This is a genomic window from Clostridium sp. (genome assembly GCF_016650095.1).
Classification (GTDB): domain Bacteria; phylum Bacillota; class Clostridia; order Clostridiales; family Clostridiaceae; genus Clostridium_AD.
Window position 1 is genome coordinate 1 of the sequence record NZ_JAENWL010000034.1, and the last position, 16,095, is coordinate 16,095.

Below are 16,095 nucleotides of genomic sequence, written 5' to 3' on the forward strand. Positions count from 1 at the left end.
GTTCTTCCGCCTTCTCTGATTGCGAATCTTAATCCTTCATCCATTGCTACTTGAGTGATTAATTCAACATTCATGTCTATGTGGTCTCCTGGCATTACCATTTCCATTCCATCTGGTAACTTGATTGATCCAGTTACATCAGTTGTTCTGAAGTAAAATTGTGGTCTATATCCGTCGAAGAATGGAGTATGTCTTCCGCCTTCTTCTTTTTTAAGTACATATACTTGACCTACAAATTTATCATGTGGGTGTATTGAACCCGGTTTTGAAAGTACTTGACCTCTTTGAATATCAGCTCTTTGTACTCCTCTTAATAATGCTCCGATGTTGTCTCCAGCCATTGCCTGATCTAGAAGCTTTCTGAACATCTCAACTCCAGTACATACAACTTTTCTTTTGTCTTCGCTGAGTCCAACGATTTCTACTTCTTCTCCAACCTTAAGTATACCAGTTTCAACTCTTCCTGTTGCTACTGTTCCTCTGCCAGTTATTGTGAATACATCTTCTATTGGCATTAAGAATGGTTTGTCTGTTGCTCTTGCTGGTGTTGGAATATAAGTATCTATTGCTTCCATTAATTCATTTATGCATTTTGAAGCTTCTTCATCAGTTGGATTATCTAATGCTTTTAATGCTGATCCTGTTACTACTGGAATGTCATCTCCTGGGAAGTCATATTCACTTAATAGTTCTCTTACTTCCATTTCAACTAATTCTAGTAATTCTGGATCGTCTACCATATCTGCTTTGTTTAAGAATACTACTATATATCCTACTCCAACTCTGCTTGCTAATAGTATATGCTCTCTTGTTTGAGGCATTGGGCCATCTGCTGCACTAACAACTAGGATTGCTCCATCCATTTGTGCTGCTCCTGTAATCATGTTCTTTACATAATCTGCATGTCCTGGGCAATCAACATGTGCATAATGTCTATTTATTGTTTCATACTCAACATGTGCTGTGTTAATTGTAATTCCTCTTTCTCTTTCCTCTGGTGCTTTGTCAATCATGTCAAACTTAGATGCTTGCGCTAAGCCTTTAGTTGCAAGTACTGCTGTTATTGCTGCTGTTAATGTAGTCTTGCCGTGATCTACGTGTCCTATTGTTCCAATGTTAACATGAGGTTTAGTTCGTTCAAATTTTGCTTTTGCCATTTTATATTCCTCCTTATATTTACATATTATCTTATATTTCGTTTATTATTTAGCTCCTATAACCTGTTCTTGAATACTCTTTGGAACTGGTTCATATGCAGCAAATTCCATACTGTATACTCCCCTACCTTGAGTTCTTGATCTAAGTGTAGTAGAATATCCAAACATTTCTGATAATGGAACCATTGCTCTAATTACTTGAGCGCCTGATTGAGCTTCCATTCCTTCTATTCTACCTCTTCTTCCGTTAAGATCTCCCATAACATCACCCATGTACTCTTCTGGCACTGTTACTTCAACCTTCATTATTGGTTCTAAAAGAACTGGATCTGCTTTTGCCATACCATTCTTGAATGCCATAGAACCTGCAACTTTAAATGCCATTTCGTTTGAATCGACATCATGGTATGATCCATCAACTACTTTAACTTTAAAGTTAAGAACTGGGTACCCACCAAGTATACCGCATTTTGATGCTTCTTTAATTCCGTTCTCAATTGGTGATATAAATTCTTTTGGAATAGATCCACCCACAGTAGCATTCTCAAATGAGTAAGGTTCAGTAGTTGGTATAAGTTCTATCCAACAATGGCCATATTGTCCACGTCCACCTGATTGTTTAATGTACTTACCTTCTGCTTTAACTGTTTTACGTATTGTTTCTTTATATGCAACTTGTGGTTTTCCTACATTACACTCAACTTTAAATTCTCTTTGAAGTCTATCAACAATAATCTCCAAATGAAGTTCACCCATACCACCAATTATTGTTTGGCCTGTTTCTTGATCTGTATGAGTTCTAAAAGTTGGATCTTCTTCAGAAAGCTTTGCAAGAGACATACCCATTCTTTCTTGACCAGCTTTTGTTTTTGGCTCAATAGCTACATGAATAACTGGATCTGGGAATACCATGGTTTCAAACAATATTGGATGATCTTCATCACATAAAGTTTCGCCAGTAGTTGTATTTTTAAGTCCAATTATTGCCCCTAATTCGCCTGCACGTAATTCATCAACTTCTTCTCTGTGATTAGCATGCATTTTAACTAGTCTACCAATTCTTTCTTTTTTACCTTTGTTAGCGTTTAATACATATGTACCAGTCTTCATTATGCCTGAGTAAATTCTTGCAAAACAAAGTCTTCCAACAAAAGGATCTGTAGCTATTTTGAATGCTAATGCTGACATTGGATCTTCATCATTTGGGTGTCTTTCCATTGCTTCAGCAGTATCAACGTCTTGTCCTTTGATAGCTGGTATATCAAGTGGTGACGGCATATATTCTATAACCGCATCTATCATCATTTGAACACCTTTGTTTTTGTATGAAGAACCACAGATTACAGGTACTATTTCATTGTTAATTACACCTTTTCGAAGTGCTACTTTTAATTCTTCTTCACTTATTTCTTCACCATCAAGATATTTCATCATAAGCTCTTCATCTAGTTCAGCTATTGCTTCAACCATAGCTGCTCTATATTCTTCCGAAAGTTCTTTCATATCTTCTGGAATTTCTATTTCTTCTATTTGTGTACCTAAATCATCTTTATAGACCTCTGCAACATTTCTGATTAAATCTATAATTCCTAAGAACGTATCTTCTTTTCCTATTGGAAGTTGTATTGGAACTGCATTAGCATGAAGTCTCTCTCTCATCATTTCCACAACTCTATAGAAATCAGCACCCATTATATCCATTTTGTTGACATATGCCATTCTTGGAACTTCATACTTAGTAGCCTGCCTCCATACTGTTTCAGATTGAGGTTCAACTCCACCTTTTGCGCAGAATACAGAAACCGCACCATCAAGTACTCTTAAAGATCTTTCAACTTCAACTGTGAAATCTACGTGCCCTGGTGTATCAATAATATTTATATTATAACCCTTCCAAAAGCATGTTGTAGCCGCAGAAGTTATTGTAATACCTCTTTCTTGTTCTTGAACCATCCAGTCCATAGTAGCTCCGCCATCATGAACCTCACCAATCTTGTGTGTCTTTCCTGTATAGAATAATATACGCTCTGTAGTTGTTGTTTTACCAGCATCAATATGAGCCATAATACCTATGTTGCGGAATTTATCTAAAGAATATTCTCTACCCACTATTTGTTCCTCCTCTCAACGCGTGATTTTAAATTTGACAAAACTGTCTTGGCAAAGCCAAAACAGTTTTGATATTAATATCTGTAATGAGCAAAAGCCTTGTTAGCTTCAGCCATTTTATGAGTATCTTCTCTTTTCTTAACCGCTGCTCCAGTATTGTTTGAAGCTTCGATTAACTCATTAGCAAGTTTTTCTCTTGCATACTTCTCGCCCCTTTTATCTGTAGCAACAAGTAACCATCTTAATCCTAATGTCTGTCTTCTCTCAGGTCTAACTTCGATAGGCACTTGATAATTAGCTCCACCTATTCTTCTAGCTTTTACTTCAAGCATCGGCATAATATTAGTTAATGCTAATTCAAAAACCTCTAATGGGTCTTTACCTGTTTTTTCTTTGATTATGTCAAAAGCCTCATAGCATATTTTTTGTGCTACTCCTCTTTTACCATCCTCCATTACATTGTTTATTAACTTTGTAACAACTTTGCTGTTGTACATAGGATCTGGTAATACATCTCTTTTCGCAATATATCCTTTTCTCGGCACTTTACTTCCCTCCTTAACAATTTTGATTAACTCATAGGTACTCAGTATCTCTACCGTCAAGCGCTCTGTACTTCGCAAATGTATGTAAATATTAAAATTATCATATATATAAATGCTGAAGACATTGCACCTTTACTCAAAGCATTATTTTTTTTGCTTTGGTCTTTTAGCCCCGTATTTAGATCTACTTTGTAATCTGTTAGCTACTCCAGCAGAGTCTAATGTTCCTCTAATGATATGGTATCTAACTCCTGGTAAATCCTTAACTTTTCCACCTCTTATAAGTACAACACTGTGTTCTTGTAAATTGTGGCCTACACCTGGTATATAAGCACTAACTTCGTATCCATTTGTAAGTCTAACCCTTGCTACTTTTCTTAATGCTGAGTTAGGCTTCTTAGGAGTTGTTGTTTTAACTACTGTACAAACACCTCTTTTTTGTGGACAATCTTTTAATGCTGGTGAAGCTGACTTTGTCACTAATGTCTTTCTGCCTTTTCTTACTAATTGGTTAATAGTTGGCATGTTTTCACCTCCTCATTTTTATAAACTTACCTTTATTTATATCAATGCACTGTAACATAACTAAAGGCTATGTTACCGCATGGATACATCTATATTATTTAGTTGCTAGCGTTAATTTAATCTTCAAGAAGCAATGCTGTTGCTGACGCAACATCAATATCACAAAGATTTCCTAATTCTTTCATTGTGTCTACAAATATTATTTGTAAGGAATTAACCTTGGCTAGTTCTAAAATAGGTTCAGTAATGCTATTATCAGCATCTTTGGCTATATACAGAACCTTACCCTTATTATTCTTTAATGCTTTTAGGGTTTGTTTAACTCCAACAACCTTCTGACCTACAAGTTTACCTACCATGTCTAACCCTCCTCATAGTTACAACCATAAAATTTATCTAATTAAGATGTATCTACTCGATTAAAGTCACACACAAGGTGTATTTTATCATTTTACCATCACCCTGTCAACTAGTTAAACTTTATACTTCTAAATCATTTTCAATTTCTACCTTCTCATCATCTTCAGTATTGATCTTTATTGTTCTATACCTTGTCATTCCCGTACCTGCAGGTATTAGTTTACCAATTATTACATTTTCTTTTAATCCAAGTAGTGGATCAATTTTACCTTTAATAGCTGCATCAGTAAGTACTCTTGTTGTCTCCTGGAATGATGCTGCTGACAAGAACGATTCTGTTGCAAGTGCTGCCTTGGTTATACCTAATAAAGAAATTTTTCCCTCAGCAGGTACTCCACCTTCAGCTTCAATTTTTGCATTAGCATCTTCAAAAGCAAAGATATCTACTAAATTTCCAGGAAGTAAATCAGTATCTCCAGATTCCTCAACCTTTACTTTTCTTGTCATCTGTCTTACAACAACTTCTAAGTGTTTATCATTGATATCAACACCTTGAAGTCTATAAACTTTTTGCACCTCTGAGGATAAATAATTTTTAACTCCATTAACGCCTTTAATTCTTAAGATATCGTGTGGGTTAACTGAACCCTCAATTATCTCATCTCCAGCCTCAATTTTATCTCCATTTGCAACTTTTAATCTTGAACCAAATGGTATATCATAGCTAAACTCTTCTCCTGAATCAGAAATTACAATGACAACTCTCTTTTTCTTAGTATCTTCCATTTTAACACTACCATATACATCACTTACTATTGCGAGTCCTTTTGGTTTTCTAGCTTCAAATAATTCCTCAACTCTTGGAAGACCTTGAGTTATATCTGACCCAGCTACTCCACCAGTATGGAATGTTCTCATTGTAAGCTGTGTTCCTGGTTCACCTATAGATTGAGCTGCAATTATACCTACTGCCTCACCAATGTTTATCTTTTGTGAAGTTGCCATATTCATTCCATAGCAATGTGCACAAACACCAATTTTAGCCTTGCATGTAAATACTGATCTAATCCAAACTTTTTTAACGCCTGACTTTTGAACTTCTTCTGCTAAAGTAATATCCATATATTCATTTTTAGGAACTATTACCTTACCTGTTTTTGGATGAATAACATCTTCAGCTGAATATCTTCCAGTAAGTCTCTCAACTAACTGCTCAATTACTTCACTTCCATCACGAATTTCTGAAACTTCAAAACCTTCTGTTGTTCCACAATCTTCGTGACGTACTATAACATCCTGACATACATCAACAAGTCTTCTTGTTAAATATCCTGAGTCAGCTGTTTTAAGAGCCGTATCTGCGTTACCTTTTCTAGCACCATGTGTTGAAATAAAATACTCTAAAACACTTAGTCCATCTCTGAAAGATGCTCTAATTGGCAACTCAATTATCTTACCAGATGGATTAGCCATAAGACCTCTCATACCTGCTAATTGCTTGATCTGACTCTTGGATCCTCTGGCTCCTGAATCTGCCATCATGAATATCGGATTGAATTTATCCAAACTATCCATTAGTGCATTTGCTACATCTTCTGTAGTCTTAGTCCATTTTTCAATTACTCTTTGATATCTTTCTTCCTCGGATATAAGTCCTCTTCGATACATCTTCTCAATTTTATCAACAGTTTCATCAGCATCTTTTAATAATCCTTTTTTAGCTTCTGGAACTTGCATATCAGAAGTAGCAACAGTAATTGCTCCGATTGTTGAATAATGATATCCCTTAGCCTTTATTTTATCTAGCATCTTAGAAGTTTCTGAAGGACCATGTTTTAAGTAACATTTATCTATAATACTACCAAGATTCTTTTTACTTACCAAGAAGTCTATCTCAAATTTCAATTCATTGCCAGGAATACTTCTATCAATAAACCCTAAATCCTGAGGTATCGTTTCATTAAATATTAATTTTCCAGGTGTAGTTTCTATAATAGAAGTTATACTAACACCATTAACTACTCCAAACATCTTAACCTTAATTTTAGCATGAATATCAATCTGCTTTACTGAATAAGCCATTATTACTTCATCAGGTGAAGAAAATGCTCTCCCTTCGCCCTTTGCACCATCTTTATCAATAGTTAAATAATAAGCACCTAAAACCATATCTTGAGTAGGTACACAAACTGGTTTACCATCAGACGGTTTCATGATATTATGTGCAGCAAGCATTAAGAACCTTGCTTCAGCTTGAGCTTCAACAGATAGAGGCACATGTACAGCCATTTGATCTCCGTCAAAGTCAGCGTTATAAGCCGTACATACAAGCGGATGTAGTTTAATTGCTCTGCCTTCTACAAGAACAGGTTGAAAAGCTTGAATTCCTAGTCTATGAAGTGTAGGCGCACGATTTAATAATACTGGATGGTCGGCTATTACTTCTTCAAGTACATCCCATACTTGAGGCATAACCCTCTCTACCATTCTCTTAGCACTCTTAATATTATGAGCTACTCCGCTCCCAACTAGTTTTTTCATAACAAAAGGCTTAAATAATTCTAAAGCCATTTCTTTTGGAAGACCACATTGATACATTTGCAGGTCTGGTCCAACAACTATAACTGATCGACCAGAGTAATCAACACGTTTTCCAAGTAAGTTTTGTCTGAATCTTCCTTGTTTTCCTTTTAACATGTCAGATAGAGATTTTAAAGGTCTATTTCCTGGTCCTGTAACTGGCCTTCCTCTTCTTCCATTATCGATTAATGCATCTACAGCTTCTTGAAGCATTCTTTTTTCATTTCTAACAATTATGTCTGGAGCCCCTAAATCTAGAAGCTTTTTCAACCTATTGTTCCTATTTATTACCCTTCTATATAAATCATTTAAATCAGAAGTAGCAAATCTTCCTCCATCTAATTGTACCATTGGTCTTAAATCAGGAGGGATTACTGGTATTACATCAATTATAATCCATTCAGGTTTATTTTTGGATTTTCTAAATGATTCTGATACATCCAGTCTTCTTATGCTTCTAATTCTTTTTTGTCCTGTGCTAGTTTTTAAGTCTTCTTTTAGTTCCTTAGATAATTCTTCTAAGTTTATATCTTGTAGAAGTACTTTTACAGATTCTGCACCCATACCAGCAACGAAACTATCAGTACCAAACTTATCTATAGCTTCTCTATATTCTTTTTCACTAAGAATTTGCTTTTTAAGTAGTGATGTTTCTTTTGGATCTAATACTACATAAGATGCAAAATAAAGAATCTTTTCTAGAGATCTAGGAGACATATCCAAAATAAGTCCCATACGAGATGGTATTCCTTTAAAATACCAAATGTGAGATACTGGGGCAGCAAGTTCAATATGCCCCATTCTTTCACGTCTTACTTTTGATTTCGTAACTTCAACACCACATCTATCACAAACAATTCCCTTATATCTTACTCTCTTATATTTTCCACAGTGACATTCCCAATCTTTAATTGGGCCAAATATTCTTTCACAAAATAGTCCATCTCTTTCAGGCTTTAAAGTTCTATAGTTTATAGTCTCAGGTTTTTTTACTTCACCCTTTGACCATTCTCTGATTTGCTCTGGTGATGCTAATCCTATTTGAATAGCATCAAAATTATTAAATTCAAACAAGGGTACATCCTCCCTTCATATTAATGTTCATCATTAAAGTCATTTAATTCTAAATCCTCACCAAATTCTTCTACCGGTATATCATCGTAATTTATATCAATGTCTACATCTTCATCTTCATCGATAAGTTCAACGTACTCTTCCGTTGGCGATTCAGGAATTATGTCCTCTGATCCTTCAATGTTAACATTTAAATTTAATTCTTCCATTTCATCATCAACTGATTCTTTCAGTTTAATTTCTTCTAATTCGTCTGTAAGAACTTTAACGTTTAGACACAACGCCTGTAATTCTTTTATAAGAACTTTGAAGGATTCCGGAACACCTGGCTCTGGAATATTTTCACCTTTTACTATCGCTTCATAAGTTTTAACTCTACCTACAACATCATCAGACTTAACTGTTAAGATCTCTTGCAATGTATGAGCTGACCCATAAGCTTCTAGTGCCCAAACTTCCATCTCTCCAAATCTTTGGCCACCAAACTGTGCTTTACCACCTAATGGTTGCTGAGTTACTAGAGAATATGGCCCTGTAGATCTAGCATGTATTTTGTCATCTACCAAATGATGTAACTTTAAGATATACATATATCCAACTGTAACTCTGCTGTCAAATGCTTCTCCTGTTCTTCCATCATATAAATCAGTTTTTCCATCTGCATCATATCCTGCCTTTTGTAAGCAAGCTTCAATTTCTTCCTCAAGAGCACCATCAAATACTGGGGTGGCAATATGCCATCCTAATTCACTAGCTGCCCATCCTAAATGAACTTCTAATACCTGGCCTATGTTCATACGCGAAGGAACTCCTAGTGGATTTAAACATATTTGCAGGGGTCTTCCATCAGGTAAAAACGGCATATCTTCCATTGGTAATACTCTAGAGATAACCCCTTTATTACCATGTCTTCCTGCCATTTTATCGCCTACGGAGATTTTTCTCTTCTGAGCGATATAACATCTAACTAATTCATTTACACCTGGTGGAAGTTCATCACCATTTTCCCTAGTGAAGACTTTTACGTCAACTATTATTCCTGCTTCACCATGCGGCACTCTAAGTGATGTATCTCTTACTTCTCTTGCTTTTTCTCCAAATATTGCTCTTAATAATCTTTCCTCTGCGGTAAGTTCTGTTTCTCCCTTAGGGGTTACTTTTCCCACTAGGATATCTCCAGATCTTATCTCAGCACCTATTCTTATTATTCCGCCCTCATCTATGTCTTTAAGTGCCTCTTCTCCAACATTAGGAATATCTCTAGTTATTTCTTCTGGTCCCAGCTTAGTATCTCTTGCTTCTGATTCGTATTCTTCAATATGAACCGAAGTAAATATATCATCCCGAACAAGTTCTTCCGATATTAACATTGCATCCTCGTAGTTATAACCTTCCCAAGTTACAAACCCAATACAGATATTCTTACCTAACGCTATTTCTCCAAGGTCTGTTGAAGGGCCATCTGCTAAAACAGTATTCACATCAACTATTTCACCTTTATTAACTATAGGTTTTTGGTTTATACACGTACCTTGATTGGATCTTTTGAACTTAAGAATTTTATAAACATCTAATTCATTATCTGAATTTCTTCTTACCCTAATTTCATTGGCACTTACATACTCGACTACACCTGCATTCTTAGCTTTCGGAAGAACACCAGAGTCTACTGCTGCTCTGTATTCTATTCCTGTGCCAACAAATGGCGCTTGTGATTTAAGTAGTGGTACTGCCTGACGTTGCATGTTAGAACCCATTAGAGCCCTGCTGGCATCGTCATTTTCAAGGAACGGGATCATTGCTGTAGCAACAGAAACTATCTGCCTTGGGGATATATCCATAAGATCTACTTCATTTTTTGGAACAATCATTACTTCTTGCCTAGCTCTTACAGATATTTTTTCATCTACAAAAGTACCATCTTCACTAATTAGTTCACTAGCCTGTGCTACCAGGTATGCATCTTCTTCATCTGCAGTCATATAAATGATTTCATTTGTAACTACAGATGTTTTCTTATCTACAACCCTATAAGGTGTTTCAATAAACCCATATTCATTCACTTTAGCGTAACTTGCAAGAGAATTAATAAGTCCTATATTGGGTCCTTCTGGTGTTTCTATAGGGCACATTCTACCGTAATGAGAGTAATGAACGTCTCTAACCTCAAATCCAGCTCTCTCTCTTGAAAGCCCACCAGGTCCTAGTGCAGATAATCTTCTTTTATTTGTAAGCTCTGATAATGGATTTGTTTGATCCATGAACTGAGATAGTTGTGAACTTCCAAAAAATTCTTTTATAGCTGCAGCTACTGGCCTTATGTTTATTAGTGCTTGAGGCGTTATTCCCTCTTGGTCTTGAATTGTCATTCTTTCTTTTACAACTCTTTCCATTCTTGATAAGCCTATTCTAAATTGATTCTGCAAAAGTTCTCCTACAGATCTTATTCTTCTGTTTCCTAAATGATCAATATCATCAATATAACCGATATCGTAAGTTAGTCCTAACTCGTAGCTCACTGTAGCATACATATCATCTTTAATTATATGTTTTGGTATTAATCTTGTTTTGTTAATTTTTATTTGCTCTTTAATTGATTCTTCATCACTGAAATTATCTAATATCTCTTTTAATGTTGGATAATGAACCATTTCCCTAATATTAAGGTCAGATATATCAAAGTTAACTACTTTATTAAGGTTAACAAAGTGATTTCCAATGACTCTTAGTACTTTATCCTCTACTTGAAGATCTACTACATTTATTCCTAAATTTTGAATCATTAGAGCAGTTTCCCTGTCTATTTTCTGATCTTTTTCAACAATAACTTCACCCGTTATAGGGTTAACAATATTCTCAGCAGCAATTTGGTTTGCAATTCGATGGTTAACTGATAACTTCTTATTGAACTTATATCTACCAACTCTTGACAAATCATATCTTTTTGCATCAAAGAATAAGGAATCTATAAGAGATACGGCACTATCTACAGTAGGTGGTTCACCAGGTCTTAATCTCTTATATATTTCTATTAAAGCTTCTTCTCTTGTTTTTGTATTATCTTTTTCTATTGTAGCTTTTAATCTTTCTTCTTCACCTAACAACTCATGTAAGTCTAAATCACTACCATTATCCATCATAGCTCTAGCTAAAACACTTATAGGTAGTTTTCTAGTCTTATCAATTCTAATATATACTATCTCATTAGAATCTGTTTCATACTCAAGCCATGCTCCTCGGTTTGGAATTACTGTTGCAGAATAAAGTTTTTTACCCGTCTTATCCACAGAATAATTGTAGTAAACTCCTGGTGATCTAACCAATTGACTTACTATAACTCTTTCTGCTCCATTGATTACAAATGTACCTTGTGGTGTCATAAGGGGGAAATCTCCCATAAAGACTTCTTGCTCTTTGATTTCACCAGTTTCATTGTTACGCAATCTAACCTTGACTTTTAAAGGCGCAGCGTATGTTGTATCTCTTTCCTTACATTGCTCTTCAGTATATTTAATATTGTCTGTATCAAGTTTGTATCCTACAAACTCTAGAACAAGATTTCCCGTATAGTCTTGGATAGGATTTATATCGTCAAAAACCTCTTGAAGCCCTTCCTTCAAAAACCAATCATAAGAGTCTAACTGTATCTCAATTAAATTTGGCATATCAGTTACTTCACTTATTTTCGAAAAACTCATTCTTGTTCTTTTACCTAATTGAACAGGATGTACCATCAGCTTTCACCCCTTGTATAAACTAAAATAACCAAAAACACACTTTCCCCTAGGACATTATGCTTTTGGATTCACATATTCATCATGTTATTATAACCATTATTGTCAATTTAATTCACATTAACCAGTAATTGCATTTTTTTATTGCAATACTACTAATTTCCAGTGCATTACGCTATATTATCATAGTTACAATTCTATGTCAACATAACATTTTAAAAAAGGGCACTCTTATCTAAAAGTACCCTGTTCTATAATAAAATTATTTTATCTCTGCTCCGCCGCCAACTTCTTCAATTTTAGCTTTTAATGCTTCTGCATCAACTTTACTTATAGCTTCTTTAATTGTTTTAGGCGCTCCATCAACTATATCTTTAGCTTCTTTGAGTCCTAGTCCAGTTATTTCTCTAACAACTTTAATAACTTTAATTTTGCTTGCACCTGCACTAGTTAAAATTACGTCGAATTCAGTTTTTTCTTCAACAGCAACTGCAGCAGCTCCTGCAGCTGCAACTGGTGCAGAAGCACTTACGCCAAATTCCTCTTCGCAAGCTTTTACTAATTCATTTAATTCTAAAACACTCATATCTTTTATACCTTGGATAATTTCTTCTCTTGTCATTATAAATGCACCTCCGAATTTTTTTCATATATATTTTTTGTATTGCCTTATATGAAAGGCTCAATTGACTTTTAAAAAGTCATAATTTGAATCAATTAAAATTATTATGTATGTATATCAGCCAGTTATTCTTGAGCTGATTCCTTTTGCTCTTTAATTGAGTTCAATAAATATGCAAGATTTGATAATGGAGCCTTGAAGCTTCCAAGTAATTTTGCAATAAGAACATCTCTTGGTGGTATTGATGCAAGCTCATTAACTTGAGCACCATCTAATATTTCACCTTGAATTATAGCTGCTTTAAGCTCTAGTTTTTTATGAGTTTTTGAAAATTCATTTAAAACTCTAGCTGCAACAGTTGGTTCTTCATATCCAAAAGCCATTGAAACAGCACCTTGTAGGTGAGTTACTATACCTTCAATTCCTAATTCTTTAGCCGCTAGAATAACTAAAGTGTTTTTGTAAACTTTATATTCTACTCCAGCTTCTCTAAGGTTCTTTCTTAGTTCTGTATCCTCTTCTACATTCAGTCCTTGATATTTACTAAGTACTACTCCTTGAGCTTTTTCTAATTTCTCTTTTATTTCAGCTACTTTTGCTTCTTTTAATTGTCTATTATTGCTTAACACTGTGTATCCACCTCCTCACAGTTTTCAACTGCTTTATAAAAAATTAAGTCTCTCCGCAGACGCGAAGAGACCTAATATACGTACATAAGTACATTTATTGGTATCCTCGGTAGGTATGTTGTCTTTTACGCTTTCGCACCTACTATCTACGGAATAATTTTTATTTTACCTTAAAAATTGTATCATGTTTAATTTGATTTGTCAATACTAGTCTAATACTTTAGATTGATTAACTTTTATTCCAGGTCCCATAGTACTTGAAACTGATACTGATTTTAAGTATTGTCCTTTAGCTGCTGAAGGTTTAGCTTTAACTACTGCTTCCATTAAAGCATGGAAATTTTCAACTAATTTCACAGCCCCAAAAGATGCTTTTCCAAGTGGTACGTGAACTATAGAAGTTTTATCAACTCTATACTCAACTTTACCAGCTTTGATTTCAGCTATTGCTTTAGAAACATCAAATGTAACTGTTCCTGATTTTGGATTCGGCATTAATCCCTTAGGTCCAAGTACTCTACCTAATTTACCTACAACACCCATCATATCTGGAGTAGCAACAACTATATCAAAACCGAACCAATTTTCCTTTTGGATCTTATCAACTAATTCATCAGTTCCAACAAAATCAGCGCCAGCAAGTTCTGCTTCTTTAGCTTTTTCACCTTTAGCGAAAACTAAAACTCTAACTGTTTTACCTGTACCATGAGGAAGCACTACTGCACCTCTAACCTGTTGGTCTGCATGTCTTGGATCAACACCAAGGCTTACAGCAAGTTCTATAGTTTCATCGAATTTAGCCTTAGATGTTTTCACCACAAGATCCATAGCTTCTGTTGGTGTATATAAAGCGTTCTTGTCTACAAGTTTAGCACTCTCTATGTAATTTTTACCCATATTAGTATCCTCCTTCGTGGTAATAACGGTTTTTGCCTCCCACGTAATTAATTAAAATTATTCTTCTACAACTATTCCCATACTTCTTGCTGTTCCAGCTATCATACTCATAGCTGCTTCAATAGATGCCGCATTTAAGTCTGGCATTTTGATTTCTGCTATTTCTCTTACTTTAGCTTTAGAAACTGTAGCAATTTTGGTTTTGTTTGGAACACCAGAACCGCTTTCTAACCCAACTGCTTTCTTTAATAGTATAGCTGCTGGTGGAGTTTTCAGTATAAAACTAAAAGATCTATCTTGATATACTGTTATTACTACTGGTATTATCATACCAGCTTGATCAGACGTTTTTGCATTGAATTCTTTACAGAATCCCATGATATTAACACCGTGTTGTCCAAGTGCAGGACCAACTGGTGGTGCTGGGGTAGCTTTTCCTGCAGGAAGTTGAAGTTTTATCATTCCTGTTATTTTCTTAGCCATGAGTTTATACCTCCTATATTGTGGTAAAGCGGATTAAAAATCCTCCCACTTACTAAAACTTTCGTTTTATTAAGTTCCTATTCTAATTTTTGTATTTGATTGAATTCTAGTTCAACAGGGGTTTCTCTGCCAAACATATTTATAAGTGCTTTAACTTTTTGCTTATCCAAATTAATTTCTTGTATTAAAGCAACAAACCCTTCTAACGGTCCAAATGTTACCTGGATGTTCTCACCTATTTCGTAGTCAACAACTATAGTTTTTTCTGCTATACCCATAGTTCTAACTTCTTCTTCAGTAAGGGCAACCGGCTTAGATCCTGGTCCTACAAATCCCGTTACACCTCTAGTGTTTCTAACTATATACCAAGATTCATCTGTCATAAGCATCTTAACCATTACATATCCCGGAAATACTTTTTTAAAAACTATTTTCTTTTTTCCATCCTTTACTTCAACTACTTCTTCCATAGGCACTTGAATATCGTGCACGAATTCCTCAAGATTTCTATTTTCGATCGCTTTTTCGAGGTTGACTTTAACTTTATTTTCATAACCAGAATATGTATGTACAACATACCATTTAGCCTTATCTGCCATAGCTCAAGGGGTGGATTATTCCGTCCCCTACCTCCTTCCTTTACCTTATTTAAAGATTAGTTTATAGAGGTTCTGAAAACCATAATCCAATAAACCTACATAGATTACAAAAAGAAAAGAAAAACCTGCCACTGCAATAGATGACTTTTTAATATCTTTTTTTGAAGGCCATGTTATTCTTTTCGCTTCTGATTTAAGTTCCCTGAAAAACTTAACTATTCCCTTTTGGTTTGATTTTTCTTTTACTTTCACATCAACAGCCAATTTATTCACATCCCCCACCGTTTCGTGTTTTATGCTGTATTACTTTGTCTCTTTATGAAGTGTATGTTTGTGGCAGAACTTACAGTATTTCTTCATTTCAATTCTATCTGGGTTATTTTTTTTGTTTTTCATTGTATTGTAATTTCTCTGTTTGCAATCAGTACAAGCTAAAGTTACTTTTACTCTCACAATCTACACCTCCCGGTTTTCCATCTATTTAAGAAAGCTCATGCATATTAAACACTACGCCATCTTTAGCATTTTTTATTTACTTAAACAATTTATCACAACTTAATACATATGTCAATGGATTAGTTAAATGGAATTTTCTTCTTTTAACTATTTAACTATTGAAGTAACAACTCCTGATCCTACCGTTCTTCCGCCTTCTCTGATTGCGAATCTTAATCCTTCATCCATTGCTACTTGAGTGATTAATTCAACATTCATGTCTATGTGGTCTCCTGGCATTACCATTTCCATTCCATCTGGTAACTTGATTGATCCAGTTACATCA

General features: G+C 34.9%; 14 protein-coding genes, 1 pseudogene and 1 other annotated feature. All 15 genes and pseudogenes read right to left on the reverse strand.

Annotated elements, in window-relative coordinates; all coding sequences use genetic code 11:
• Positions 1–1,157: elongation factor Tu (gene tuf / locus JJE11_RS03790; RefSeq protein WP_291632919.1), on the reverse strand; the 1,157-nt coding region annotated here is incomplete at its 3' end.
• Positions 1,158–1,202: 45 nt separating this feature from the next.
• A complete protein-coding gene (fusA, locus tag JJE11_RS03795) occupies positions 1,203–3,266 on the reverse strand; it encodes an elongation factor G (protein ID WP_291632920.1) in 2,064 nt (687 codons plus the stop codon).
• A gap of 74 nt (positions 3,267–3,340) precedes the next feature.
• Positions 3,341–3,811, reverse strand: a complete 471-nt coding sequence (gene rpsG, locus JJE11_RS03800; protein WP_291632921.1) for a 30S ribosomal protein S7 — start codon at positions 3,809–3,811, stop codon at positions 3,341–3,343.
• Between the two features lie 144 nt (positions 3,812–3,955).
• A complete protein-coding gene (gene rpsL, locus JJE11_RS03805) occupies positions 3,956–4,336 on the reverse strand; it encodes a 30S ribosomal protein S12 (protein ID WP_291632922.1) in 381 nt (126 codons plus the stop codon).
• A gap of 116 nt (positions 4,337–4,452) precedes the next feature.
• A complete protein-coding gene (locus tag JJE11_RS03810; RefSeq protein ID WP_291632923.1) occupies positions 4,453–4,695 on the reverse strand; it encodes a ribosomal L7Ae/L30e/S12e/Gadd45 family protein in 243 nt (80 codons plus the stop codon).
• Between the two features lie 121 nt (positions 4,696–4,816).
• Positions 4,817–8,350, reverse strand: coding sequence for a DNA-directed RNA polymerase subunit beta' (gene rpoC / locus JJE11_RS03815; protein WP_291632924.1), 3,534 nt, complete (start codon positions 8,348–8,350; stop codon positions 4,817–4,819).
• Positions 8,351–8,370: 20 nt separating this feature from the next.
• Positions 8,371–12,084 (reverse strand): DNA-directed RNA polymerase subunit beta, encoded by a 3,714-nt coding sequence (gene rpoB / locus JJE11_RS03820; protein WP_291632925.1) that lies wholly within the window; start codon positions 12,082–12,084, stop codon positions 8,371–8,373.
• 262 nt (positions 12,085–12,346) lie between these two features.
• A complete protein-coding gene (gene rplL / locus JJE11_RS03825; RefSeq protein WP_291632926.1) occupies positions 12,347–12,706 on the reverse strand; it encodes a 50S ribosomal protein L7/L12 in 360 nt (119 codons plus the stop codon).
• A 125-nt stretch (positions 12,707–12,831) separates the two neighbouring features.
• Complete coding sequence (rplJ, locus tag JJE11_RS03830; protein WP_291632927.1) at positions 12,832–13,335, reverse strand: 50S ribosomal protein L10; 504 nt, start codon at positions 13,333–13,335, stop codon at positions 12,832–12,834.
• A 32-nt stretch (positions 13,336–13,367) separates the two neighbouring features.
• Positions 13,368–13,505, reverse strand: a sequence feature (ribosomal protein L10 leader region).
• Positions 13,506–13,542: 37 nt separating this feature from the next.
• On the reverse strand, positions 13,543–14,232 hold the full coding sequence (rplA, locus tag JJE11_RS03835) for a 50S ribosomal protein L1 (RefSeq protein WP_291632928.1): 690 nt from the start codon (positions 14,230–14,232) through the stop codon (positions 13,543–13,545).
• A 57-nt stretch (positions 14,233–14,289) separates the two neighbouring features.
• Positions 14,290–14,715 carry a 50S ribosomal protein L11 gene (gene rplK / locus JJE11_RS03840; protein WP_291632929.1) on the reverse strand — a complete coding sequence of 142 codons (426 nt, stop codon included), beginning with the start codon at positions 14,713–14,715 and terminating at the stop codon, positions 14,290–14,292.
• A gap of 77 nt (positions 14,716–14,792) precedes the next feature.
• Entirely contained in the window at positions 14,793–15,314 is a 522-nt protein-coding gene (gene nusG / locus JJE11_RS03845; protein WP_291632930.1) for a transcription termination/antitermination protein NusG, read from the reverse strand.
• Between the two features lie 45 nt (positions 15,315–15,359).
• The gene (gene secE, locus JJE11_RS03850; protein WP_291632931.1) at positions 15,360–15,578 is read right to left on the reverse strand and encodes a preprotein translocase subunit SecE; all 219 of its coding nucleotides are present in this window, start codon (positions 15,576–15,578) and stop codon (positions 15,360–15,362) included.
• A gap of 39 nt (positions 15,579–15,617) precedes the next feature.
• A complete protein-coding gene (gene rpmG / locus JJE11_RS03855) occupies positions 15,618–15,767 on the reverse strand; it encodes a 50S ribosomal protein L33 (protein ID WP_125002828.1) in 150 nt (49 codons plus the stop codon).
• 150 nt (positions 15,768–15,917) lie between these two features.
• Positions 15,918–16,095 (reverse strand): annotated as a pseudogene (gene tuf, locus JJE11_RS03860) (elongation factor Tu); the annotation flags it as partial.